Annotated in this window: 20 protein-coding genes and 1 pseudogene; 6 read left to right on the top strand and 15 right to left on the bottom strand. The window is 58.9% G+C overall.

The annotated features are described in order from the left end of the window. Nucleotides 1-9: 9 nt before the first annotated feature. From K328_RS22590 to K328_RS0104725, 4 genes are read right to left on the bottom strand one after another with little or no spacing between them, the layout of a single operon-like run. Complete coding sequence (locus tag K328_RS22590; protein WP_051284489.1) at nucleotides 10-588, bottom strand: histidine phosphatase family protein; 579 nt, start codon at nucleotides 586-588, stop codon at nucleotides 10-12. After that, entirely contained in the window at nucleotides 572-1,585 is a 1,014-nt protein-coding gene (locus tag K328_RS0104735) for an NAD(P)H-dependent flavin oxidoreductase (protein WP_028464988.1), read from the bottom strand. Before K328_RS0104735 ends, K328_RS22590 begins: the two co-directional genes overlap by 17 nt. Nucleotides 1,586-1,590: 5 nt before the next feature. Then, complete coding sequence (locus K328_RS0104730; protein ID WP_028464987.1) at nucleotides 1,591-3,717, bottom strand: acetate--CoA ligase family protein; 2,127 nt, start codon at nucleotides 3,715-3,717, stop codon at nucleotides 1,591-1,593. After that, nucleotides 3,714-4,436 (bottom strand): SDR family oxidoreductase, encoded by a 723-nt coding sequence (locus tag K328_RS0104725; RefSeq protein ID WP_028464986.1) that lies wholly within the window; start codon nucleotides 4,434-4,436, stop codon nucleotides 3,714-3,716. The genes K328_RS0104730 and K328_RS0104725 overlap by 4 nt, the downstream gene beginning before the upstream one ends. 203 nt (nucleotides 4,437-4,639) lie before the next feature. On the opposite strand from K328_RS0104725, the gene K328_RS0104715 reads away from it, so the two are divergent. Next, nucleotides 4,640-5,701, top strand: a complete 1,062-nt coding sequence (locus K328_RS0104715; RefSeq protein ID WP_205620580.1) for an alcohol dehydrogenase — start codon at nucleotides 4,640-4,642, stop codon at nucleotides 5,699-5,701. 125 nt (nucleotides 5,702-5,826) lie between these two features. Next, nucleotides 5,827-6,735, top strand: coding sequence for an NAD-dependent epimerase/dehydratase family protein (locus K328_RS0104710; RefSeq protein WP_028464984.1), 909 nt, complete (start codon nucleotides 5,827-5,829; stop codon nucleotides 6,733-6,735). Here K328_RS0104710 and K328_RS22585 read toward each other — a convergent pair. The 4 genes from K328_RS22585 to K328_RS0104690 are packed head-to-tail and all read right to left on the bottom strand — an operon-like array spanning nucleotide 6,711 to nucleotide 12,249. Further along, the gene (locus tag K328_RS22585) at nucleotides 6,711-8,303 is read right to left on the bottom strand and encodes an alkaline phosphatase family protein (RefSeq protein WP_084608093.1); all 1,593 of its coding nucleotides are present in this window, start codon (nucleotides 8,301-8,303) and stop codon (nucleotides 6,711-6,713) included. The two genes, K328_RS0104710 and K328_RS22585, sit on opposite strands and share 25 nt — an antisense overlap. A 4-nt stretch (nucleotides 8,304-8,307) precedes the next feature. Further along, on the bottom strand, nucleotides 8,308-9,132 hold the full coding sequence (locus K328_RS0104700; protein ID WP_028464983.1) for a MaoC family dehydratase: 825 nt from the start codon (nucleotides 9,130-9,132) through the stop codon (nucleotides 8,308-8,310). A gap of 23 nt (nucleotides 9,133-9,155) precedes the next feature. Then, a complete protein-coding gene (locus K328_RS25610; protein ID WP_051284487.1) occupies nucleotides 9,156-9,869 on the bottom strand; it encodes a class I SAM-dependent methyltransferase in 714 nt (237 codons plus the stop codon). A gap of 55 nt (nucleotides 9,870-9,924) precedes the next feature. Further along, the gene (locus K328_RS0104690; protein WP_028464982.1) at nucleotides 9,925-12,249 is read right to left on the bottom strand and encodes a molybdopterin-dependent oxidoreductase; all 2,325 of its coding nucleotides are present in this window, start codon (nucleotides 12,247-12,249) and stop codon (nucleotides 9,925-9,927) included. A gap of 182 nt (nucleotides 12,250-12,431) precedes the next feature. On the opposite strand from K328_RS0104690, the gene K328_RS0104685 reads away from it, so the two are divergent. Genes K328_RS0104685 through K328_RS0104675 form a run of 3 tightly spaced genes read left to right on the top strand, consistent with a single transcriptional unit; the run spans nucleotide 12,432 to nucleotide 14,821 of the window. Beyond that, nucleotides 12,432-12,977 carry a thiamine pyrophosphate-binding protein gene (locus K328_RS0104685; protein WP_028464981.1) on the top strand — a complete coding sequence of 182 codons (546 nt, stop codon included), beginning with the start codon at nucleotides 12,432-12,434 and terminating at the stop codon, nucleotides 12,975-12,977. Nucleotides 12,978-12,980: 3 nt separating this feature from the next. After that, nucleotides 12,981-13,580: a thiamine pyrophosphate-dependent enzyme gene (locus K328_RS0104680; RefSeq protein WP_028464980.1), complete on the top strand. Its 600-nt coding sequence runs from the start codon at nucleotides 12,981-12,983 to the stop codon at nucleotides 13,578-13,580. Between the two features lie 14 nt (nucleotides 13,581-13,594). Continuing rightward, nucleotides 13,595-14,821, top strand: coding sequence for an MFS transporter (locus K328_RS0104675; protein ID WP_051284485.1), 1,227 nt, complete (start codon nucleotides 13,595-13,597; stop codon nucleotides 14,819-14,821). A gap of 3 nt (nucleotides 14,822-14,824) precedes the next feature. Here the strand turns inward: K328_RS0104675 and K328_RS0104670 are convergent, their stop codons facing one another. The 4 genes from K328_RS0104670 to K328_RS0104655 all read right to left on the bottom strand — a co-directional run bounded on the left by K328_RS0104670 (nucleotide 14,825) and on the right by K328_RS0104655 (nucleotide 18,206). After that, on the bottom strand, nucleotides 14,825-15,145 hold the full coding sequence (locus tag K328_RS0104670; protein WP_028464978.1) for a hypothetical protein: 321 nt from the start codon (nucleotides 15,143-15,145) through the stop codon (nucleotides 14,825-14,827). Between the two features lie 206 nt (nucleotides 15,146-15,351). Beyond that, nucleotides 15,352-16,182 (bottom strand): aldo/keto reductase, encoded by an 831-nt coding sequence (locus K328_RS0104665; protein WP_028464977.1) that lies wholly within the window; start codon nucleotides 16,180-16,182, stop codon nucleotides 15,352-15,354. A gap of 28 nt (nucleotides 16,183-16,210) precedes the next feature. Continuing rightward, a complete protein-coding gene (locus K328_RS0104660; RefSeq protein ID WP_028464976.1) occupies nucleotides 16,211-17,275 on the bottom strand; it encodes an isocitrate/isopropylmalate dehydrogenase family protein in 1,065 nt (354 codons plus the stop codon). 55 nt (nucleotides 17,276-17,330) lie between these two features. Continuing rightward, complete coding sequence (locus K328_RS0104655) at nucleotides 17,331-18,206, bottom strand: alpha/beta fold hydrolase (protein ID WP_028464975.1); 876 nt, start codon at nucleotides 18,204-18,206, stop codon at nucleotides 17,331-17,333. Between the two features lie 249 nt (nucleotides 18,207-18,455). Between K328_RS0104655 and K328_RS0104650 the strand changes: the two genes are divergently transcribed. Beyond that, nucleotides 18,456-19,355: a DMT family transporter gene (locus K328_RS0104650; RefSeq protein ID WP_169721169.1), complete on the top strand. Its 900-nt coding sequence runs from the start codon at nucleotides 18,456-18,458 to the stop codon at nucleotides 19,353-19,355. Between the two features lie 34 nt (nucleotides 19,356-19,389). Here K328_RS0104650 and K328_RS25605 read toward each other — a convergent pair whose 3' ends face one another. The 3 genes and pseudogenes from K328_RS25605 to K328_RS0104640 form a co-directional block, all read right to left on the bottom strand. After that, nucleotides 19,390-22,188, bottom strand: coding sequence for an ATP-binding protein (locus tag K328_RS25605; protein WP_245577404.1), 2,799 nt, complete (start codon nucleotides 22,186-22,188; stop codon nucleotides 19,390-19,392). Between the two features lie 114 nt (nucleotides 22,189-22,302). Beyond that, nucleotides 22,303-22,644 (bottom strand): annotated as a pseudogene (locus K328_RS27140) (PAS domain-containing protein); the annotation flags it as partial. 103 nt (nucleotides 22,645-22,747) lie between these two features. Further along, nucleotides 22,748-23,797 (bottom strand): hypothetical protein, encoded by a 1,050-nt coding sequence (locus K328_RS0104640; protein WP_051284481.1) that lies wholly within the window; start codon nucleotides 23,795-23,797, stop codon nucleotides 22,748-22,750. Nucleotides 23,798-23,868: the final 71 nt, after the last annotated feature.

Genomic DNA, 23,868 nt, shown 5'->3' with positions numbered 1-23,868 from the left:
CCCGGACGCTTATTCAATATCAAAAGCTTTCCAGCACGGCGCCGTGTCCCGGAAGGAAAACCAGTTTCCGCCCTCGTTACGAGGCTGATCCAACTCACGCGATACAGGCTGGCCAAGCAGATGCGCCAGCAGCAGCGCACCGACGGCGCCATGAGAGACGATCAGCGGTGTCCCGTCCTGTTCCGTGTGTCCGACAGCATCGCAGGCGGCAACAATCCGGCCCTGCTCGACACGAGCCGGCGCCCAACCACGCACGGACAACTTCGGATTGGCGAAAAACGCATCCGCAGTCCTCTCGAACTCCGCGCGCGGTAAATATCCGGTGGAAGTCCGGTCATTCTCGCCGAGATCAGCCTTGATCTGCACATCCAACCCGAGATGGTCAGCCAGAATTTCGGCTGTATCGAGAGCCTTACGCTCGGCGCTCGACCAGATTGCTGTGACCGAAGGCAGCCATGGCTGCACAAGTCCGGCCCTAATTCGCTCACGTCCCCGCTCAGAGAGTCCCCAGTCCGTCACGGCAATCGCCGGATCGATGACCACATCCGCGTGGGTGAGAAAGTACAGCCCTTTACTCCGCTGCCGCATTGGCGGGGACACGCAGGGAGGCAAGTCGATCCAATGCCTCGTCCATCTCGTCTACCATGCGGTCGATGATGTCGCCCAGCGGCTCGATACGGTCCGCGAATACCGCGGACTGGCCCATGGAAAGCAGCCCCTTCTCCGGGTCACCCTCTTCATAGGCTTCCCGTTGCAGGGTTCCCCGGACATGCTCGCGGTAGCTCTCGTAGTCATTCGCCCCGGATGATTCCAGCTGCGCAACCGAACGCGCTGTCTGGTTATCCATCACCCGATAAGTGTTACGCATGGAAGCGAGCACCAAACGGGAGCTGGTCTCGTCGGCTTCGATCACCCGTTTCTTCACCGCATCATGGCTCCAGATCTCGGAGGCGACCAGCAGACGGGTGCCCAGAATCACTCCATCCGCGCCGAAAGAAAGCGCTCCCGCCACCTGCCGGCCATGGCCGATGCCGCCGCCGATCACGACGGGGATATCGACGCGGAGTGCGGCTAGCACGCCTTGCACCATGTTCCCGATCATGTTCAGACCAGGATGGCCGCCGCATTCCATACCCACGACCGAAACAGCGTCGATATCGAGCTTCGTTGCCGCCGAAACCGCATGGCGCACGGAGGCGACCTTATGGATCACGACCGCACCGGCATCCTTCAGCTGCTTCACCAGATCCGCCGGTGGCATAGCAGCCGTTTCGAAACGTCGCACACCGGCCTGCAAAGCCAGATCGGCATGTCCCGACAGCATCTCGTTCTCTTCCGGCCGCTGCGAGATATAGAGATTAACGCCGATGGGATTCCCGTTCGAAAGCGCGTTCGCCTTCTCCAGTTCTTCTTTCCAGCGGCCCGGATCGGGAAATGTCTTCGCCGTCATGAAGCCGATAGAGCCGGCATTGGCAGCTGCGGCGACATAATTGGCGTCGGACAGCCACATCAGCCCGCCGCAGAGGATAGGGTGGCGGATGCCGAAGAGATCGGTGATCCGGGTACGGACGCTTTGCGGCCTCATCGCGCTCAATCCTTTCCGCTTGCCGAGGGAACGATCAGCGCATCGACGGCAACAGCGCCCTGACCTTCCGGAAGCACGATAAACGGATTGATATCGATGCTGTCCAGCTTGTCAGCATTCGCGGCGGCAAAGACGGAGAGCCTCGACAGCGCCTCGGCCAAAGCCGCTATATCGGCTGGCGGAGCGCCGCGCACACCTTCCAGAACCTTGTACCCCTTGATCTCACGGATCATTCGGTACGCCTCCTCGACCGAGAACGGTGCCAGCCGGAAGCTGACATCCTTCAGCACCTCGACAAGAATCCCGCCGAGCCCGAACATAACCGCCGGGCCGAGTACCGGGTCGAGTTGTACGCCGACAACCGTCTCCACCCCGCCCGAGACCATCTCGCAGACAATCACGCCGTCAATCGCAGCATCGGGGCGCTTTTCCGCTGCCCGCGCCATCAGGGTGTCGAAGCCAACCCGAACGGCGTCGGCACCTTCAAGTCCGACCAGCACACCGCCGATCTCCGTCTTGTGTGCGATATCCGGCGAGGCAATCTTCAGCACGACCTTACCGCCGAACGTCGCCGCTTCCATGACGGCCGCGTCCGCCGAGGTCACCAGCACCTCCCGCACCACGGGAATACCGGCGGAGGCGAGGACACGTTTCGCCTCGTGTTCCGCTGTCGGCTGGTCCGGCACGGTTTCCGATCCGGCCGGAAGCTCCGGCAGCGCACTGTCTTTCGCCGCAAAGGCCCGGCCGAAATACATCAGGCCGTTCGCCGCAGTGATCGCCGGCACCGGATCGTCGAACATCGGGTAACCGTTGTTCTCATAAAAACGCGTGTTCTCCTCGTTCGCGAGAATCGAGAAGAACAGATGCTTGTCCGGGCGACTCTCCCGCAGCGGCTTCAGGGTCTCGATAATGTCCTGGGCAATTTCCGGGCGTGCCGCGACGGCGGTGAAGAACGAGATGACGACGTCGTAATCACCCTCTTCCATCATGATCTTCAGGCATGCGGCAATCGCGTCACGCTGATTGAAGACCTGCCCCGTCACATCCACGGGATTGCGCGGCGCGGCGAAAGGCAGAAGCTCCAGCATCTTCTTCTGACCGGCCTCGGAGAATTCCGAGACGTCGAGACCAAGCGCCGAGGCGCTGTCCGCCATCTGCACGCCGAGACCACCGGAAATGGTGATGAAGCCGATCTTGTTGCCGTCCGGGAAATGCCCCTGCTGGCAGCCATAGGCGACCTCGAGCATCTCGTTCGCATCATCCGCGCGATAGACGCCATATTGCTTGAACATACCGTCGATGACGGCATCGGTTCCGGCCAGTGCCGCCGTGTGCGAGGCCGCTGCCGCCGCACCGATATCGCTGCGCCCGACCTTGACCATGACGATCGGCTTGCGCAGATCACGCGCTTTCTTGAAAGCGGCCCGAAGCCCTTCCCCGTTGCGAATGCCCTCGGCATAGGACATCACCACCTTCACCTCGGGATCGTCGAGCAGGTAGGAGATGCATTCGGAAAGCTCGATATCGGATTCGTTGCCGGTGGTGATCCAGCGCCCGACCTTGAGACCGCGCTTTCGGGCCAGATTGTAAATATGGCCGCCATAAGCGCCGCTCTGGCTGGCAATGGCGATGGGCCCCGGCTCCGGCGGGTCGACCTGCGGAGAAGAGGAGAAGGTCCCCATCCATCCACTCGACGCATTGAAAGCACCGAGGCAATTAGGACCAAGCACGCGGATACCGGTGCGTTGGGAGATTTCCGTCAAACGCGCCTGCATGGCCTCGCCTTCGGCACCAAGTTCAGAGAAACCTGAACTGAACACGATGCAGGCCCCGACACCCTTCGCCGCGCAAGCCTCGATCGTCTCCGCTACCATCGGGGCAGGCAAAGCGACTATGGCTGTATCGACGGCTTCAGGCACATCTCCGATCGTCGGATAGGCCTTCAAACCCTGCACGGTGTCGCGCTTCGGGTTCACCGGATAGATTGCGCCCTTGTAGCCATAGCGGACCGAGTAATCGATCGGCCGGCCACCGATCCGCATCGGATCGTCCGACGCGCCGATGACCGCGATGGATTTCGGCGCGACGAGCCGCGCCAGATTGCGTTTCCGGATATCGCTCAGATCGTTCATAGCGGTGCTGCTCCGACGGTCAGGCCGCCACAGACATAGAGCACCTGACCGGTGCAGAACCCGGCATCCTCACCGGCAAAGAATGCGACGGCGGACGCGACGTCCTCTGGCTGGCCGATCCGGCCAACCGGGATCGCTGCCTCGATGGCGTTGCGGCTGTCTGAACCAACCGGATTGCCATCCTCGAACATCTCGGTGGCGATAGGGCCCGGTGCGACACAGTTCACCGTAATCCCGTCCGGCCCGGCCTCAATGGCCCATGTCCGGGTGGCGGCGGCAATACCGCCTTTCGTCACAGCATAGGCGCTGCGCCCGTGTTTCCCGAGTGCTGCCCGCGAGCCGATATTGATCACCCGTCCGAACCCGCGCTGCCGCATGCCCGGTAGAACCGCCTGCATGCACTGGTATGGCGCCCGGACATTGACGGACATCAGTTGTTGCAGGATCTCCGGCGTCACCTCCTCGACAGTGCCCAGCGGCGCGATGCCCGCATTGTTCACCAGGACATCGATATCGAACTCATCGGTGATAGCGGCCAGCGTCTCACGCGTTGCGTCCGCGTCACTGAGATCGGCTGTCCTGAAGACACCGTCAAAGCTGCCCGTCGGCGCTGTCCGCGCCAGACCGACAACGCTATATCCACGATCTGCAAGATAGGCGGCAACGGAGCGTCCGATGCCGCGACTTGCGCCTGTAACCAAAACGGTTCTAGCGCTCATTTTCTTCCCTTCCCCCGATCCGGTAGATTTCGGTCTCATGCCGAATTGTCACCGATCTTTTCGCGGCAACCCGTTCGGATTCCGCGAGAATGTTTTTCAAGACAATGCCAGTCTCGCACCTTGTTGGCGGCACACAAGACCGCCTAGAGTTACGAAAACGAAATTGAATTTCGCAATAGCGATTAACAGGAGGAAACAGGTCCATGCAAATGCGTAGTTGGAAAGTCACCGATTTCGGGAAGCCGCTGGAAATGATCCAGCAGGAGATCCCGGAGCCGACTGGAACCGAAGTTCTCGTCAAGGTGACGCGCTGCGGGGTCTGCCACTCCGACCTGCATATCGGTGACGGCTATTTCGACCTTGGCTCGGCCGGACGATTGAACATGGGGGACCGCGGTGTGCCCCTGCCCCATGTACTCGGCCACGAGATCCTCGGCGAGGTCGTCAAGGGCGGGCCGGATGCGGGCTCGGTCCCGACCGGCGAGACCAAGCTGATCCACCCATGGATCGGCTGCGGCGAATGCTCTATCTGCAAATCGGGACAGGAAAATCACTGCGCCAAGCCGCGCACCCTCGGCGTTTACCGGGACGGCGGTTATCAGGAATATGTCCTGGTTCCGCACGCCATGTTCCTGGTTGATATCGGCGATGTCGATCCTTCCGAGGCAACGCCTTTTGCCTGCTCCGGCGTCACGGTTTACAGCGCGCTCCGCAAAGCGCAGCCGGTGCTCGACGACGAATGGCTGGTGATCATGGGCGCCGGCGGGCTTGGCCTTGCGGCGGTCGGCATCGCCCGCGCCATGGGGTTCAAACAGATCCTGTCCTGTGACATCGATGACAAGAAGCTGGCCGCTGCGAAGGATATGGGCGCGACGGCGACCCTGAATATTTCCGGGGATGATGCTGCCAAGGCTCTGGCCGCGGCCACTGGTGGCGGACCGCGCGCCGTTGTCGATACGGTTGGTGCCAATCCAACCGCCAAGCTCGGCTACGGATCGCTCGTCAAGGGCGGTCGCTATGTCATTGTCGGCCTTTATGGCGGCGATTTTACAATCCCGCTGCCTACACTTCCGCTTCGCGCTGCCTCGGTCATCGGCTCCTATGTTGGCAGCCTGAAGGAGCTGAAGGAGCTCATGGAACTGGTCAAGGCAGGCAAGGTGAAGCAGGTACCGATCGAGAACCGCCCGATGGACCAGGTTCAGAGAAGCCTGGATGAACTCCGCGCCGGCAAGATCGTCGGCCGCGTGGTGCTGACGAACGATTGAGTAAACTGCGCCGGGCGGTCGACGTCCCGCCCGGCGCACTATTTCTTCAAGATCTTTCTTGTTATTTATTTCAGGCAACGGATGTATTCTCTCCGTTGCACTTCATTCAGCCTGGAAAATTCCTCATGCATGTCCTTCTGCTCGGCGGCACCGGCTCTATCGGTTCCGCCATACTCGAAGAGCTGCTTTCACATCAGCATCAGGTGACAGCCTTGGCCCGCTCCGACAAAGCGGCAGAGCATCTGCGCGCCAAAGGGGCGGAGCCACTCCCCGGCGACCTGACAAGACCAGCCGAATGGGCAGGGGCCGTCACCGGAGTCGATGCCGTCATCCAGGCTGCCGCCGCGTTCGACACCGACATGGGCGCAATCGACAAATCAGTGCTCGAAGCTATCGCCGCTGCGGCCTCCGGACGGGATGTCCCGCTCCGCGTCCTCTATACAGGCGGGTGCTGGCTCTTTGGTGAAACCGGCAACCGGGTCGCCGACGAAAGCATGCCGTTTGATCCGTTGCCAAGCTTCGCCTGGATGGTGGAGAATTGGGAATGGCTGCGCAAGGCACCGGGTATCGCCCCGATCCTGATTCACCCGGCGATGGTCTATGACGAGGCGGGCGGCGTCCTCCATCGCTATCTGGATGCGGCGTCGCAAGGCGTCACGATAGAGATTTGGGGATCCGCGGATGTGCGCTGGCCACTCGTCCACCGAATGGATCTTGCATCCGCCTACCGGCTCGCGCTGGAAAAGGGAATTCCCGGGGAAAGCTATTGCGTTGCAGCCGAAAGCGGCGTCCCGACCGGCGCGCTTGCCGATGCGATCAAAAAGCGAGCCGGCTCTCTTGCGCCGCACATGATCCTTCCCGTTGCCGAGGCGGTTGCCCGCCATGGCGCATGGGCTGCCGGCCCGGCGCTTCAACAACGGATGCGCAGCAGGAAGATAAAGCGGGAGCTCGGCTGGGGGCCGCGCCATACCGACGCGGTTGCACTGCTCGGCAGCCGCCCTCCGATAGATCAGGGATCGTTCGGCCGCCAGTAGCCGATCAGGATGCCCTGCCGGTCCGCGCCGCCCGTCCGGGCGACGATCTCATCGTCAGAAATGGTGACGCGAAGCCGACGGTTCCGGAACCAGGTGAACAGCTTCTCGTGCAACTCAGCCCGGATCGCGGCGTGGTCCGGATCGGTTCCGAGATCGGAAAATTCGTCCGGGTCTGATTGCAGATCAAATAGTTGCGGGCGGAACTTCTCATGCAAAACATACTTCCAGCGCTCAGTCCGCAGCATGAAACAGCGGGCGTCCATCGGGTCTAGCCCGAGGTCGGCACGGGCATCCCGTCCTGAATAATCGCTTTCGGAAATGGTGAAGGACCGCCAGTCAACCTTTTCACCCTCAAGCAGCGGTATCAGGGAACGGCCTTCCAGCCGATGATAGGCAACCTCTCCCCCGACAGCCTCGATGAAGGTCGGCACCAGATCGATGGCCTCGACCAACTCGTGCGAGACCGTGCCCCGGGTTGCGTCTGCCGCCGCACGCGGATCGCAGACGATCATCGGGATGCGCACAGACGCCTCGTGAAACAGATCCTTCTCACCGAGCCAGTGGTCACCGAGATAGTCGCCGTGATCGGAAGTGAAAACGATCATGGTGTCATCGAGTCGGCCGAGGCGCTCCAGTTGACCCATCAGGCGGCCAAAATGATCGTCGATCTGCTTGATCAACCCCATATAGGCGGGAACGATCGTTGTTCGTGCTTCCGGGCGCTGGAACAGGCTGCTGTCCTTGTGCCGCATGAACGCCGCATAAACCGGATGCGGGTCAGTTTCCTCACAGGCGGCCCGGTGCACCGGCAGCATCTGCTCCGGTCCGTAGAGCGAGGCGTAGGGTTCGGGAACGATGTATGGCCAATGCGGTTTGATGTAGGAGAGATGCAGGCACCAGGGCCGGTCGCCCATCCCGGTGATGAAATCGATTGCACGATCGGTCATGTAGGGCGTCTCGCTGTCCTCCTCGCGAACGTCCGCTGCCCCGTTCGAATGTCCCCAGTACCAGCCGTCCAGTGTCTCGCCCGTCTTGCCGCGCACCGAATTTGCATGACTGGACCAGGGGTTTTCGCCGGAATAACCCTTCTGGCGGAGGTAGTGGTTGTAAGGCAGATCCGGATCGACGCTCCGGTCCGGATGCAGGCCGTCATCCCGCTCGAACGGCTCGAAGCCGCATTCGGCGACCAACACGCCGTGTTCGGAAACAGGGTTCATGCCAAGCCGCGCCATGCCCGCCTGATCTTCCTTCATATGCGTCTTGCCCGCCAGCGCAACCCTGAGGCCGAGCGGCCGGAGATAGTCGCCAAGGGTCCACTCATCCACACGCAGCGGGTAGTTATTCCAGCCCGCGCCATGGCTGAACATGTAGCGGCCCGTATAGAACGACATTCGGGACGGCCCGCAGATCGGCGATTGGCAGAATGCCCGGTCGAAACGGACCCCGCGCGCCGCCAGCGCATCGATATGCGGGGTATGAAGATGAGGATGACCGGCGCAGGACAGATAGTCCCATCGCAACTGGTCGCACATCACGAAGAGGATATTCCGGACGGTCTTTACGCTCATCTGGTCAGGCGTAGGAAAGCGAGGAGACCGACAGCTCGGCGGTCAGCTTCCCGCCCGCATTCAACGCGCGCATGCTGTCGATGAAGCCTGTTTTTCCCCGGTGTAGCCAGAGGCTCGCGTCTTCATCCCAGAACACCGGCCGGCGGAAGGTCGCCGCCAGCTCGAACGATACCGGAGGTCCGTCCTCAGTAAGTTTACCCATCATCCAGACCATGGTCTGCAGACCCTGCGCGAGCGGCGCGCGGTAGCCGAGGTTCGCGGCGAAATCAGGCTCGAAATGAATCAGGTTTCCGACATCTGAAGAAAACAGCGTAACATCTTCCGGTGTCATCTTTTTTTCGGAAACTGGCGTATATCCGTCCCGTGGATCGGACGGAGCTGATTGAGGGGTCTTTTTTGCCGCCGAAGCCCACTTTTCCTTGTCGGGAACCAATCCGATAACATCCGCAGTGAGCGCGACAGTGCCGTCTTTCAGCACAAACTCAAACTTACGGTGCAGCCGGTGGCCGCGCGGAACCTCTTCATACGCCTCGATCCATCCACGCTGGGTGACGGTCTCGCCGATGGCAATCGGCTCCAACTGCCGGAACCGCTGTTCTGTTTGGACCAAACCATCGACCTGGTGACCGGCCGCCCGCATCGCCTTGAAACAATCCTGCCCGAACAAGCCGGCCGCTGCCTGATCGCCATAGAGCGCGGGATCGACACCGCAGGCCTGTAACCTGCTGTCCTGATATTCCCGCGTACGGATCACGGGTCGCTCCGGGAAGCGGAAACCAGGGTAGAATTCTTCCGTCTTGGTGCGTGGCGCAGGGGCTGCATGGACCATTTCACTCTCCCGCCAGAAAGGCACTAGAAAGAAGGATAGGCTACGACTCGATCGCCGATTTTGACCACCTTGTGCTGATAATCGGGAGAGTGAGATCGTATTTCAACTGTCGCCTCCGACCGCAGCACGAACTGCTCGGCAAACGCGCCGACACCTGGGTGAAGCGACTTTGCCAAAACGTAGGAGGGAAAAAACTCCGAGATCATCGTTATGGCGACAAGATGCGCCCCTGATTCCCTAATGAAATCACGCACACCAGCGACAACGCCGAAACCACGCGCCCGCGCCTCCGGGCTGTTGGAAAAGTCATGCCCGAGTATCAGCCCGTCGGGCTTCACCTTTGGCCAGACGAGTCGAAGATCCTCTCGTACCGCGTCTCGCGTATGCATGGCATCCACATAGGCCCAGTCGAAGGTATGGTCTTCAAACTCCGGAAGCACATCCTGCGAGAAGCCGCGTTGAACATGGACCACGCCGCTTTCGATGTCGGCACTGAATTTCTTCAGGACCGCCCGGTAACGCTCCTCGTTCGCCTCATCGTCAACATTGTTGGCATCCAACTGGTAGTCCTGCCGGCTTTGGTGGACCCAGGGATCCACCAAATGGAGACGGGAAGGTTTGGCCATCTCGAGAATATCAGAGGAAAACACACCTTCGGCGACACCGATCTCGATCGCCGCGCCGCCCGTTGGCAGACAGGCGAGCAGGTTTTTCCGAGTCATTTTACCAACCAGCATTGTCTTCCGACTCTCACAAAGCCCAGATTAACAAAGGCACCGAACAGATTCTCTTTTAAGCCTTTTCTTCAATCCGCGGCGGCACGAAAGAGGTCACCGGCGGCGGCGTTCCTTCGTATTTCTCGACTTCAATCAGCACTGACTGCGCGCTCGGACCCTGCCCTATACGAGACGTTCCGATGTCTCGGGTCAGCACGTTCGGATTGCCGTGCTTGCAGAGCGAGCCGACCACTCCCGGCTCTTCCGGATCATACCAGGCACCGGTCGAGAGCTGCACCACTCCCGGACGGACGGCATCGGAGATGATTACCCCGGCAAGACAGGCCCCACGGTCGTTAAAGAGCCGGACCACATCTCCGTTTTCGATCCCGCGTGCGGCGGCATCGGACGGGTGCATGCTCATCGGCTCGCGATCCTTGATTTTCGAACCCCGGCTGATTGCGCCGCTATCGAGCTGGCTGTGCAGACGCGTCTTCGGCTGGTTCGATATCAGATGCAACGGATAGGTCCCGGTCAAAGGTGAGCCTAGCCATTCGTAGGGCTCTACCCAAGCCGGATGCCCCGGCGTGTCTTCATAGCCAAACCCCGCGACGGCCTCCGAGAAAAGCTCGATCTTGCCGCTCGGAGTGGTCAACGGATTGGCCTCCGGGTCTTCACGGAACTTCCGCAGCAGAACAGCAGGCTCTTTCGGCTGCAGCACCTCCATGGCGCCGATCTCCCGGAAGGTCTCAAGATCGGGCAGCTCGAAATCGGCTTCCGCCGCACGCTGCCGTGCCTGATCCCAGAGATGGCGCAGCCACGCTTCCTCGTCCCGCCCCTCGGTGAAAGTATCGGCAACACCGATCCGTTCCGCGAGCCCGGTAAAAACATCATAGTCATGCCGGGAATCACCAACCGGTTCGATCGCCTTCTGCATGGCGACGATAGTCTGCTCCCAGTGCGTCATGGAGAGATCGTTGCGTTCCAGAGCCGTGGTTGTCGGGAACACGAAATCCGCATGCCGCGCCAGGGCGGTCCACCAGATTTCATTCACAAACACTGTGTCCGGCCGGCGGATTGCCTGCACGAGACGGTTCAGGTCCTGATGATGATGGAACGGGTTCCCGCCCGCCCAATAGACAGCCTTGATGTCCGGATAAATGTGCGTTCCGCCATCGAACTCGAAGCTGCCACCGGGATTGAGCAGCATGTCGGAGATCCGCGCGACCGGGATAAACTTGTCGACAGGATTCCGGCCCTGGGGCAGCGCCGGCCATTTGAACATTTCGACCGGATTGCCGATGCCATTTTCCGAGCCGTAACCGAGCCCGAAGCCGCCTCCCGGCAACCCAATCTGCCCGAGCATGGCAGCGAGCAGGATGGCCAACCAGTAAGGCTGCTCGCCATGATCCGCGCGCTGCAGGCTCCAGGCCACCATGATCATGGTCCGGCCACCGGCCATGCGCCGGGCAAGCGTTCTCAGGGTTTCGGCCGGAACCTCGGAGATCCCTTCCGCCCACTCAGGCGTCTTCGGCTGGCCGTCAGTCTTGCCCAGCAGATAAGGCAGGAACTTGTCGAAGCCAACGCAGTAGTCTTCCAGGAAACCTTCGTCGTGCAGGCCTTCGGTATAGAGCGTGTGGGCCAGCGCCAGCATGATCGCCGCATCCGTATTCGGGCGCGGGGCGATCCATTCGGGCTCGACCATTTCGATCACGTCGTTCCGGATCGGGCTGATATTGACGAACTCGACCCCCATCTCGTAGGCGGTTTTCAGCCCTTCGAACACGGTATGCCGACCGACGCCGCCGGACGTCACCTGGCCGTTCTTTACCGGCACGCCGCCAAACATCACCACCAGTTCGCTTGTCTCGGCGATCACCGGCCAGGTCGTATGTTCGTCGAGCAGATACTTAAAGTGACCTACGACGTGCGGCGTGATCGCCTGCCCCGCCGCATAGCTGTATGTCCCTTCATGGCGCACATAGCCGCCCATGCAGTTCAGGAACCGGTGCACCTGGCTTTGCGCATGATGGAACCGGCCTGAGCTTGACCAGCCGTAGGAACCGCCGAATATCGCCTCGTTGCCGTGCGTATCCGCGATCCGCTTCAGCTCAGCCCCCGCCATGTCGAGCGCCTCGTCCCACGGCACGGCGACATAGGGGTCGCTGCCCCGTCCTTCGCGCGAGGCCGGGCCGTTCTCCAGCCAGCCTTTGCGGATCATAGGGCGGCGCACACGGACCTCATCGTCAATCGCATCGACGATGCCAGGGCCAATGATGGCCGGGGCCGGGTCTTTCTCGTAATCGTGTACGGCGACGAGCTTGCCGTTCTCGACTTCGGCAAAATAGGTACCCCAATGGGCGGATGTCGGTATCAGGCGGCGGTCGGTCTTGAGCGACATGATCGATTCCCGGTTTCTAGTCGCGACGACTATGTGACAGGCGCTGCACCAAGACAATGGACTGCTTGGCAATATGGACATCGTGGAATGGGACCGGTTCCGAATAACCGCCCCCCGCGCATGGACAGTTACGGCGGCGGCAGGCCATGATGTTGTAAATCAAATAAACGGGCAGGAAACAGATGAGCGGCGATTGGAGCGCTAACGCGCACAGCCTCTTCAAGGAGCATGGAATCAAGCAGGTCGCTTATGTTCCGGATGCCGGCCTCAGCGGCATTATCAAAGCCAGCCTTGCAGACAACGACATCCAGACAGTCCCGCTGACGACCGAGGAAGAAGGCATCGCGGTTGCCGCAGGTGCCTGGCTCGGCGGCCAGAAATGCGCCGTCATGATGCAAAGCAGCGGTGTCGGCAATACGATCAACATGATCGCATCCCTGACCACAACCTGCGCCTTCCCGCTTTTCATGATCGTCACCATGCGCGGCGACTATGGCGAGTCAAATCCCTGGCAAATGCCCATGGGGCGTGCGGTCGAGCCGGTGCTCGAAGCGGTCGGTGTGCGCTGCCTGCGCGCGGATACGGCCGAGGATGCCGCGGATGCCATTCAAGCGGGACTGATGATGTCTTTCCATGGTGGCGAAGCTGTCGCCGTTCTGATCGGCCAGAAACTGATCGGTGCGAAAGCCTTCTCGGCGCCAGCGGCGCAAGATGCGGCAGGAGATTGAATAATGAGCAATAACAAACTCTTCCGCCGCGACGTAGTGACGAAATTGATGGCCGTACGTGGCGATGCCCTGTGTATCAGCGGTCTCGGCTCCCCTACATGGGACCTTGCGGCGATCGATCACCGCCCGGAGAATTTCTACATCTGGGGCGGCATGGGCGGCGCGGCACCGACCGGGCTCGGACTTGCCCTGGCACAACCGGATCGCACCGTGTGGGTGCTCACGGGAGACGGCGAACAGCTTATGGGCGTCGGCAGCTTCTCGACCATTGCCCTGCAACAGCCAAAAAACCTGGCCGTCATCGTGCTCGACAATGAGCATTACGGCGAGACAGGCATGCAGGCCGCACCGACCGGGCGCGGCACAGACCTCGCCGCCATGGCAGCCGGCGCCGGCATCGGCAACACAATGACGGTCCGGAATGAAGCAGAACTGGATGAACTGGTCGCAGTGTTGAAAAAAGGTCAGTTCCCGCTCGTTGCCGTGATCAAGATCGATGTGACAACCGGTGAGACCATCATGCCGCCACGCGACGGGAAGTTCGTGAAGAACACCTTCCGCAGTGCCGTACTCGGCCCGGACAAGGCATTGCACCCGAACTGACGGCGCACGCCGAAATGACACACCCCACAGAGACCCAACAGTCACCGCCTCTCCGCGACACGGTGACGGTTGTCTTCTTCATGATCTGGGTCCAACTGATCGGCTCGATGGCCTCGCTGTGGCTGCCGGCAATCGCGCCTGAGGCTGCTGCAGCGCTCGGCGTTGATGCTTCGCTCATCGGCCTGCAGGTCGTCGTGGTCTATATCGGCGGGATGGTCACCAGCCTGCTTGCCGGAGGTCTGGTGGCACGGCTCGGTGCCTGGCGGGTTTCCCAGGTCAGCCTTTGTCTCTTCGCCCTTGCTCATCTGGTGATTGCCAGCGGTGTGCTGTCCCTGATGGCGCTCGGCTCCTTCATCATCGGGTTCGGTTACGGCCTGATCAATCCGCCGGCAGCCCATCTGATGTCGAAGATTGTCACGCCGAAGAACCGCAATCTCGTCTTCTCCATCCGGTTTACCGGCGTACCGCTCGGCGGGATTGCAGCCAGCACCTTCGCCCCTGCCATCGCCCTTGCGCTGGATTGGCAGACCAGCATGCTAGTGACCATCCTCGCCGCACTCACGATGGCGCTCGTCATGGAGTTCTTCCGAAAGCGCTGGGACAGTGACCGTTCCCGCACAGCCCCACTCATCCGGTCCCCTCTTGCCGACATCAAAGCGGCCTGGAAACTGCCTGCTATCCGCTGGCTTTGCTTTACCGGGCTGTTTCTGGCCGCGATCCAACTTTCCCTGAATGCGTTCGCCGTCACCTTCTTGGTTGAGGAAACCGGCTATACGCTCGTCGCGGCAGGCCTCGCGCTGACTGCTGTGCAGGTTGCCGGCGTCATCGGCCGTATTGCCTGGGGAGTTCTTGCGGATCGTATCCGGAGCGGATTCGCCGCGCTCATCATCAATGCGCTGCTAACGGGATTGTCCGCTTTGGCAACGGTTTTCATCGCACCGGATTGGCCCGTTGGCCTTGTTTATGCGCTGTTTTTTGTCTTCGGGTTTACGGCCATGGGCTGGAACGGAGTGTTCGCGTCTGCCGTCGTTCAGCACAGCCCCGACGGGAAAGCCGGAAACATGACTGGCGCGGCGCTGTTCTTCACTTTTTCAGGGGTGATTGTCGGGCCGGCGATTTTCACACTCGGCTACCAATTGCTGGGCACCTACAGCGGCAGCTTCTTGGTCACCGCTATACTGGCTGTTGCCGGAGCAGGCACAATCGCACTGGCGGCTCGGGGCGCCAGAACAAGTTTGTAAACGTCAGGAACCCAGCTTTACGGAACGCGCCCGGATATCGCTGTAATCAGGATTCGGCTTCATATCGTCGGTCGGATCCGAATACTCGCCGTGCTCCACAAAAAGCGACGCGCTCTCAAGAGCAGATTTCTCGACTTTGCGGGTCTCGCGCGGGTTCAGCATACGGAATGCCTTGTCCGCAGCATTGAATTCTTTCTCTTCGAGCGTCTTGGCCGCTTTGGCAATCGCTGCATGGACGAAGCCGGATCCAACCGTTCGATCAATCGCTTCGGCGAGGATCTCAAGGCTTTTACGCTCAACATGTTTGCTATCGACGGCACCCATTGCCTGTACTCCAAGTTGTCGCGTATTCAAGCCGCAATACTTAATATAGTGGTGATTCGTCTAAATTTTGCCAAGCCCTTTTTATAGTAAATGCAATTTGGCTGAATTAGCACCGCATTAACCGCCTGAAAACCACAACACCTTTCGCACGACAAGTTAAATGGGTATGCGCCTTAAATGACGTAAGTTTGATGTCGCGAGACCTTCTACAGGATCTCCAGCGCTTGTTTTTGGCGCGGCGCGGGAAATGAACGATTGAGCAAAGCCAGATCGTCCTCGTCGAGAACAAGCTCTAGAGCGGCATTGTTCGCCTGCACATGAAGCGGGTTCGATGCTTTCGGAATGGCTATGATTGATGGGTCACGGAGGACCCATGCCAGCGCAATCTGCATTGCCGTCACACCGTGCTTGTCCGCGACCGAGTCCAGCCCCTTGTCCCGCAGACGTCCCTGCTCAAGTGGCGAATAAGCCATAAGCGGGATCGCCCTCTCCCGTGCCCAGGGGACAAGATCCCATTCAATACCGCGTCGAGAGAGATTGTAGAGCACCTGATCGGTCTGGCAGGCACCGGGACCGGCGACTTTTTCCCATGCCGCCATCTCGGCCACATCGAAATTGCTCACGCCGTACCCGCCTATTTTCCCGGCCGCCTGCAAGGCTTCAAACGCCTGGATTGTCTCGGCAAGCGGGTGAGAGCCCGGCCAGTGCAGCAAATAGAGATCGATATGATCTGTTCCAAGCCGCCGGAGACTGGCTTCACAGGCGGCGATCGTCCCTTTCCGGCTCGCATTGTAGGGCAGCACCTTGGAGACGATGAAAACCTCATCGCGACGCCCCTGGACGGCATCGCCGACGACCTCTTCCGCTCCGCCACTGGCATACATTTCAGCCGTATCGATCAGGGTCATTCCGAGGTCGATGCCGGTCTGCAACGCCCTGACCTCTGCATCGTGGGCACCGGCGGTTTCACCCATGTACCATGTGCCAAGGCCAAGAGCCGGTACGGACCGGCCGTCCGGAAGTGTCAGGGTGCCCATCGTCCGTTCCTTCTTTCCGACTGAATACTCAGACTTCAGCGACCCGCCGGGCGACCGCCGCGCCGAATGCATCCGTGCTGAGTGCGCCGCCTATATCCTGTGTCCGCGTGGCCGCGTCCGCGACGCAGGCCATGACAGCAGCTTCAATTGCCCTTGCGCTTTCGCGCAAGGCGTTGCTATCGCTGCGATCCGCAAGCCATTCAAGCAACATACCCGTAGACAGCATAACGGAGCTCGGATTCGCGACGTTTTTGCCGGCGATATCTGGTGCCGATCCATGGGCCGCTTGGGCGACCGCGTGCCGGAGCCCGGCATTGAGAGAGCCCGCAAAACCAAGACCGCCAGCAAGTTCCGCCGCTTCATTCGAGAGAATATCGCCGAACATGTTCGAGGTGACGATAACGTCGAAGGCTCCGGGGCTTCGAACAAGATGAGATGCCATGGCATCGACAAGCACTTCCTCTACCTCAAGCTCCGGAAATGCGCCCGCGCCCGCCGTCACGGCCTCAAGGAACAGCCCGTCGCTGAGTTTCAGGACATTCGACTTGGTGACGATCGTCAGTTTCTTCCGGCGGGTCATGGCCAGCTCGGCAGCCGCACGGCCGATCCGCTCCGCCCCCTGCCGGGTGATCTTGCGCACGGCGAGCGCCATGTCCTTGTCCGGCATGAATTCGCCGCCACCCGCGAACATCGTGCGAACCGCATAGAAACCTTCTGTGTTCTCGCGCACGATCACCAGATCCATATCCTTCACCAGCGCTGCATCATGTCGAACAGATCGGCTTGGGCGGATATTGGCGAACAGGTCCAGACGGCGCCTGAACTCGGCAGACGGATTAAGGCCTCCTTCAGAGGGTGACGGATAGGTCGCCGTAGAGACCGGCCCGAGGATGACTCCGTCCGCTGCGGACGCGCTCTCGAACACCGGCTCTGGCAAGGTGGAGCCGTCGCGTGCAAGCGAAACTTCGCCGATCGCATGCTCTTCCAGTTCCAGTCCAAGCCCAAACCGCTCATCCGCGGCCCTCAGAACTGTCAGTGTGGCGTCGACAATTTCGGGACCGATCCCGTCTCCGGGCAGAACAACGAGCTTCATGTCTTATTTCCTCCAGTATTTTCGTCTGGCAATTGGATTGCCTGATCGTCGAGCCTCAAGGTGTCTGTTTGAGCATCCCGAGGTAGCATTTATTGAACGCGTCAGCGGCCTCGTACTGAACCCAGTGCCCGATGCCATCCATAACGACAATTTGAGCGCCGGGGTCCGCGTTTGTTATGGCTGCATTCCGCTGGGTCAGCATCCCCTTCGCCGTGATGTCCTCGCCCCCCCAGATAGCATTCCGTCGCGCGGAGATAAGGGGCAGGTTTCGCAGCACCGTGTCGGAGAGCGAAAGCGGTCGTGACCGGAACCGCGCCCGTGCGGTATTTACGAGCTGAATATCTATTGCCAGATCGTCAACGTTCCCAGGATCGGCAAACATAAGAACGGCAAGATTGTTTCGGGCGGTCGTCCGGCGTGTGGCTTCGTCCATCTCCGGCAAGATCCGGATCAGACCCTCGGTCGGCCGCTCGCGCGGACCGAATCCGGCTGCTCCCACCAAGGTGAAGCTGCGTACCCGTTGCCCATGGTGAACAGCAGCTACGCTTCCGGGAACAGCACCGTAAGAGAAACAGCCTAAATGAAATCCGGCGTCTGATGGGATGACCCGGTCGAGCCCGTCAGTCAGGATTTCGCCAATATGCTCCGCCGTTCTCGGATCATCTGGAATATCGCTATCCCCAAGCCCAGGAAGGTCCGGCGCAATCACGGTAAATTCACGCGCCAGCGCCATGATGTTCCGACACCAGTGATTCCACGATCCGAACCCGCCATGCACCAGAACGACACAAGGCCCCTCGCCCCATTTGCGCCAGACCATTCGACCATCACCGCATGGGGTTTCGATCACCTGTGCCTCCTCTTGGAGAGTCTTCAGGATATTTTCCGTCAAAGGCTCGATGCTTGCCTTTGCAGCAAATTTCTCAGACATGATAATCGCGGAATTTCAATCGCAGGATAGGAAGGGCGATGATCTTTAGCATATATGCGGGCAGATTGGCCCTCCGTTTTTAGGACCATTCCACAGTGCCTGAGGCAACAACTTATCGGTGTTGATTCGGGTACAAAGCAATTGACAACAACCCAAAATACATCACGAATACCGTCGTCAAGAAATATGTAAGCGAACTTCATGCCCGAAAGCTTGGAAACTCGGAAAGACCTGCTCGGAAGCCGACAGGTGCAGAGCAAGACGTCTCAATTCTGGAGTCGCGTGCCCGAAAATCTGAAGGGCTGTATCTGGCTTGTCCTCGCTTCGCTTATTTTTACAATTATGATGGCAGCTATCAAGGACGTGGGACAACGGATTCCAGTCTGGGAAATCCTGTTCATTCGTCAGATCTGTGTGATCGTCATCTTGTCCCCCCGGATGCTGCATTCCTTTCCGCACGCGTTCAAAACCGACCGCTTGCAACTCCATGGAGCACGCATCTTTTGTTCAGTTTGCGCCATGGCAGCCGGCTTCACGGCGGTCATTCATATGCCTCTGGCCGATGTGACCGCGATTTCATTCGCGCGCACGCTGTTCATCACGCTGCTTGCGGTTGTCCTGCTTAAGGAAGTTGTTGATCTCAAGCGTTGGGGCCCCACGATATTTGGATTCATTGGCGTCTTGATCGTGTTGCAACCCAGCTTCGACGGGATCGATTACTACGCTTTCCTCGCGCTCGCCTCTGCGGTTTTCCTCGCGGTTGTCATGATTGTCACCCGGGTCCTAACCAAGACAGAGAGTCCGGTGACCATCATGACGTACCAGTCATTCGGGTTGGCCGTCGCCTTCGCGATTCCAGCCTATATCTATTGGGAAACACCGACTGCGTCTGAACTCATCGCGATGGTGTTGATCGGCGTACTCATGTCCATGGCCCAGTATTCGAATATCCATGCCTATAAACACGGCGAGGCATCTGCCGTACAGCCGATGGAATATACCCGCCTTTTATTCGCGGGTCTGATCGGGATCCTGTTCTTCCAGGAAACACCGGGCCTTCTTACCATCGTCGGATCACTGGTGATTTTGGCCGGAGCCGTCTATTCCGTGAAGGAAATGCGGCGCGAACAACGCGTCCCGGACGAGTAAGCCAGAACCCGGATATATCGGCTTAACCTGATCGTCAGTAATACGACATGAAGCCGCGCTCATAGAGGCGCGCGATCAGTTGCCGAAGTCGATCCCAATCAACGGGTTTTGTCTCGAAATCGTTGAGCCCGGCCGCAAGATACTTCGCCCGGTGCTCTGGCATCGCATCGGCAGACAAACCGACAATTGCCGTCTCGCGATTTGGCCCGCTTCCTGCGCGGATTTCACGTGTGGCGTCAGGGCCGTCCAACTCCGGCATTTGCATATCCATCAGGATCAAATCGAACTTGGTGACGGCAGCCTTGTCCACAGCCACTCGGCCATCCGGAGCAATATCCGTTTCATGCCCCCATTTTTCGAGCATCATCGCGATCAGGTCGGCATTGAGACCATTGTCCTCGGCAATCAATATCCGCAGGCTCGGCGTTACACTCGGATCTACTTGATCAACCGGCTCGGCATTGAGGTTTGGCCCGCCAGCCAAATGAGCCGGCTGCTCACTTGCGGAGCCAGCGCCAAGCGCAACCGAAAACGTAAATGTACTGCCTTTGCCCGACGCAGAGCTCACCGAAATGCTCCCTCCCATGGAGGCCAGCAATCTCTGACAGATGGAGAGTCCAAGACCACTTCCGCCAAACTTCCGCGTGGTCGATGTGTCTGCCTGATCAAATCTGTTGAACAGACGAGGCATTGCCTCTTCGGGAATGCCTATACCGGTATCCGAGACACTGCCGGACACCGTGACCGTGCCTCCGTCCAAGACTCCGTCCAGCGTCAGAACCACCTCGCCTTCGGCGGTAAATCTAATAGCGTTGCTTACGAGATTTGCGAGAATTTGCTTGAAGCGCAAAGGATCTCCGCGCACCGCCCGAACGGCTGTCTCCTGCATTCGGTAGATAAGCCGTATCCCCTTGTCCGAGGCGCTCCCACGGAACAGGCCGACAATCTCCTCTGCAGCACGGCTCAGGTCGAATTCAATGCTTTCGAGACTGAGTTGGCCCGCCTCGATCTTCGACAAATCCAGAATATCGTTCAGAAGACTAAGCAGCGTGTCCGTACATTGTCCCAGCACATCGAGATAGTCCCGCTGCCGATCGCTGAGGTCTTCGTCCCGGAGCATCTGGACCATTCCCAGCAATCCGGTCATCGGGGTCCGGATTTCATGGCTCATCATCGCTAGGAACTGAGATTTTGCGTCGTTCGCAGCTTCCGCTGCGCGACGGGCCGCATCAAGATCTTGAGCCAGTTTTTCGAGCGCATCGTGCTGGCTCGACAAACGCGCATGCGCTTCCTCAAGAGCGGATTCTCGGCGCTTGAGATCGGAAATATCCGTAAGGGTGATAACAATACCGCCTTCTTTTGTCCGGCGTTCCGAGACCAGATGCACTCGACCGTCCGGCCACACCTCTTGCACAGGCTCTTCGGTCGGATTGCGGTGCATTTCGAGACGGTCGCGAACCCATTCTTCTCGGCCTCCATACCCGGTCGGGATATAATCAAAATCGGCAACAAGCTCGACGAAGGCCTCAAACGGCAATCCCGGTTCGATACGCCCGGCAATTGCCGGGCGCAGATTGCGGTACGTCTGGTTGCAGATCATCAGACGGTCTTCATTGTCAAAATATGCGAAGGCTTCATTGATCGACTCGATGGCATCAACCAAGCGCCGTTCGCTTTCGAAGATCTGGCTCTCGGCTTCCTTGATTTCCGTGACGTCAACCATCACACCGGTGAAATCAATCCGGTCATCCCAAACGTTCACCACTTCCGACATGTTACGAATCCAGCGAATACCGCGCTGCGGTAACTCGTAACGCGCCTCGAAGCGAAGCTGATCTCCTGTCCGGAAAGAAGCAGCCAAGGCAGCATTTACCGCAGCCGCATCCGCATCGACCGGCCGCAGCGATGCGGAAACACCACTTGGGCTCACATCCTCGAACCCAAAAATCTCGGCAGCCTTCGGACTGAGATAGGAATAGCGGGGGCTTTGTTCGGTTTCGAGCGACCATTGACAAAGAACACCGGGAATCGTTCTTGCGATTTCGCTCAGCCGCGCTTCGCTCTGGATAATGCGCTCCTGATCGAGTTTTCTCCGCGTTACATCTACGATCGAGCCCACAATGCGCAAAATCTCGCCGTCATCGTCTGCAATTGGTCGGCCTCGCCAGTGCACCCATTTCATCTGACCATCGAGAGAACTCATCCGGATCTCGATATCCATAACCGCTCGATGCGTCAGACAGGCCCAGTATTGTCCTCTGAAATGCTCCAGGTCCTCTTGGATCACGGCATCAAACAGCGACTCAATGTTGCCAGGCTCCGCCGCCTTGCCATCAGTCAGGATCCCGGAGGCGAAATCTGACCAGTAGAACGAGTCTGCAGACCGGTCATATTCCCAGACACCGATTCCCCCGGCCGTCACCGCGAGTTCATAGCGCTCCTTGACCCGTTCAAGCTCCTGGCTGGCGATGCGCTGCTCCGTGACGTCCCGGCGCATTGTTATATGCGCGTCAGCGTCGGTCCGGAACTCACGGGCCGCATACCAGCGTCCGCTCTTGTGAAGTCTGTCCCCTAGCTCGCCCGGGACATCTCTGCGCGCTTTCAGACGTTGCGCGATGTAAGCTTCCGGATCTTCCCGGGCCAGTGGACTATCGACGACACGGTTTTGCAGGCTGATACGCAACACGTCCTCGAAGGATTTTCCCTCAAGGTCCTCGATTTCTTTCAAATACGGGAACAGATCGAAATATTTCGGATTAGCGTAAACATATCGATCGTCGGGATCATATATACTGACCGCCTCATCCAAAGCATCGATCGTCTGGCGCAACAACTCATTGGTTCTATGAGTTTTTTCGATGTCATCTTCGGTCGTAACGTCCTGAAAAATGCCGCTGATCGCAACGACAGCCCCGGCTTCATCAAGTTCCGGAAGGCCGGCAGACCGCACGTTGCGCACAGCACCATCCGGGCGCCGGATCCGCAAAGTGAACTCGAAGGGTTCCGCCGCTGCGATACAACGTTCAATTGCGGCATTAACTTTTGGTCGGTCTTCGGGAAGGTACGCCGCCAGGGCCGCTTTCAGATCCGGCCCCCCGCTTTCTGGCTCCAGACCATGCAACAGATAAACGAACTCGGACCAGAAGACGGCATTGGTCGCAAGATCGAGTCGCCAGTATCCAAGCTTTGCCAACCGTTCTGCGATCTGCAGCAAACGGGCACGATTTTCGGCGTCTGGCGCAGCAGCAGTCTCAACTGTTTTTTGCTGAACAGACTTTGATAGGGTCATCTTCAAAGAAGGTCCCACGGCCGCAGATGACCGATGCCAACGCTTACCTTACCGGCAAGGTTGCGATTGCGAAATCCAAACCCGCAGGACTGGATGCGTTGTTTTATTTTACCGCACCGACGCGCTGCTCGATATCCTTGATGCGTTGCAGACCGGGTCTGATTTCTGAATTAATGAACTCCAGCCGCTTCACCGGCCCCCCGCCATGGTTGGGAAACCGCGTTTCGTAGAGGTCCATCTTCACTGCGAGACCACAGAGCACGGCACCGATGCTCACATGGTGTGCGGTGACCAATTCCTGGAAGGACTGAAACGAATCAGCGCTGATATTGTCCCAGAAATCGTGGGAGCGGTGGTTGAAATACTCGAATCGACCAACCAGGGATGTCGAAATCTCATTCAGGTCAGACTCAATATCCTTAAGGATTTTAAGCTGATTTCGGTCGTTCTGGATCTGGTAGTTGCTATGCAGCTCTTCCATCCAGGAGATGAAAGGCGGGAGTTGTTGCATAATCTTGTCGAGGCAGTTCCGGAAATATGAAAGTGACAGGAAAATATCCCCGTAACGTTCAAGAAACTTCGGCACTTCCGTCAATTCTGTATTCAGCTCTTCGGCAAGAAGCTTGAGCTTTGCCATCGCTTCGTTCCGGTTTGGAGAGGCCATCATCTTGAAGATCTGACCGACGTCACTGATCTCTTCTGACTGATCGCTTCCATAAACACGCTGGATCAGCGGGCGTGTAAAGGCACGCATATATTCGGTCAGCTCGGCACGCTTGGCCTCGGAGAGTTGCAGAGCCGAGAAATCCTCGAATCCGATATCCAGGTTGCGCAACTCAAGACGCAACGAGTAGACGTCAAAAGACTCGAGAGACGATAGCCGGTCCAGAATGATGAGGTCGTGGGACAATGCCCCGCCAACGTCCTGGAAGTATCCGTGCAATTCTTTTGGCTCGACCTGGCCGCTCCCTGATCCGCCGTCACGAAAAAGCTCGATTGCGCTTTCAAGGCGCGCGTTCTTGATCATGAAGGCTTTCTTCAGGCCAGGCGTCTGCAAGGGGATGATTGAAAGCGGCAAGGTATGCAGCGAATCGAGGGCATCCTCGTCGATCTTGACCTTGTCCGACTTCTTATCCTGCAATTTCACACTCATGAAAAAGCGCTCTTTCTTATCGGGTACACGCGCACCTTATCAGCCATTGAGCTTAATATTTCATAAACATA

It is taken from the genome of Nisaea denitrificans DSM 18348, from assembly GCF_000426505.1.
GTDB classification, from domain to species: domain Bacteria; phylum Pseudomonadota; class Alphaproteobacteria; order Thalassobaculales; family Thalassobaculaceae; genus Nisaea; species Nisaea denitrificans.
Note: the sequence above shows the minus strand (reverse complement) of the source record. Positions and strands in the feature narration are given on the sequence as shown.

Bases quoted from the DNA above. Each gene is read 5' to 3' on its own strand.
- K328_RS22590 (WP_051284489.1), bottom strand. From the start codon at position 588: ATGCGGCAGCGGAGTAAAGGGCTGTACTTTCTCACCCACGCGGATGTG.
- K328_RS0104735 (WP_028464988.1), bottom strand. From the start codon at position 1,585: ATGAGGCCGCAAAGCGTCCGTACCCGGATCACCGATCTCTTCGGCATC.
- K328_RS0104730 (WP_028464987.1), bottom strand. From the start codon at position 3,717: ATGAACGATCTGAGCGATATCCGGAAACGCAATCTGGCGCGGCTCGTC.
- K328_RS0104725 (WP_028464986.1), bottom strand. From the start codon at position 4,436: ATGAGCGCTAGAACCGTTTTGGTTACAGGCGCAAGTCGCGGCATCGGA.
- K328_RS0104715 (WP_205620580.1), top strand. From the start codon at position 4,640: ATGCAAATGCGTAGTTGGAAAGTCACCGATTTCGGGAAGCCGCTGGAA.
- K328_RS0104710 (WP_028464984.1), top strand. From the start codon at position 5,827: ATGCATGTCCTTCTGCTCGGCGGCACCGGCTCTATCGGTTCCGCCATA.
- K328_RS22585 (WP_084608093.1), bottom strand. From the start codon at position 8,303: ATGAGCGTAAAGACCGTCCGGAATATCCTCTTCGTGATGTGCGACCAG.
- K328_RS0104700 (WP_028464983.1), bottom strand. From the start codon at position 9,132: ATGGTCCATGCAGCCCCTGCGCCACGCACCAAGACGGAAGAATTCTAC.
- K328_RS25610 (WP_051284487.1), bottom strand. From the start codon at position 9,869: ATGCTGGTTGGTAAAATGACTCGGAAAAACCTGCTCGCCTGTCTGCCA.
- K328_RS0104690 (WP_028464982.1), bottom strand. From the start codon at position 12,249: ATGTCGCTCAAGACCGACCGCCGCCTGATACCGACATCCGCCCATTGG.
- K328_RS0104685 (WP_028464981.1), top strand. From the start codon at position 12,432: ATGAGCGGCGATTGGAGCGCTAACGCGCACAGCCTCTTCAAGGAGCAT.
- K328_RS0104680 (WP_028464980.1), top strand. From the start codon at position 12,981: ATGAGCAATAACAAACTCTTCCGCCGCGACGTAGTGACGAAATTGATG.
- K328_RS0104675 (WP_051284485.1), top strand. From the start codon at position 13,595: ATGACACACCCCACAGAGACCCAACAGTCACCGCCTCTCCGCGACACG.
- K328_RS0104670 (WP_028464978.1), bottom strand. From the start codon at position 15,145: ATGGGTGCCGTCGATAGCAAACATGTTGAGCGTAAAAGCCTTGAGATC.
- K328_RS0104665 (WP_028464977.1), bottom strand. From the start codon at position 16,182: ATGGGCACCCTGACACTTCCGGACGGCCGGTCCGTACCGGCTCTTGGC.
- K328_RS0104660 (WP_028464976.1), bottom strand. From the start codon at position 17,275: ATGAAGCTCGTTGTTCTGCCCGGAGACGGGATCGGTCCCGAAATTGTC.
- K328_RS0104655 (WP_028464975.1), bottom strand. From the start codon at position 18,206: ATGTCTGAGAAATTTGCTGCAAAGGCAAGCATCGAGCCTTTGACGGAA.
- K328_RS0104640 (WP_051284481.1), bottom strand. From the start codon at position 23,797: ATGAGTGTGAAATTGCAGGATAAGAAGTCGGACAAGGTCAAGATCGAC.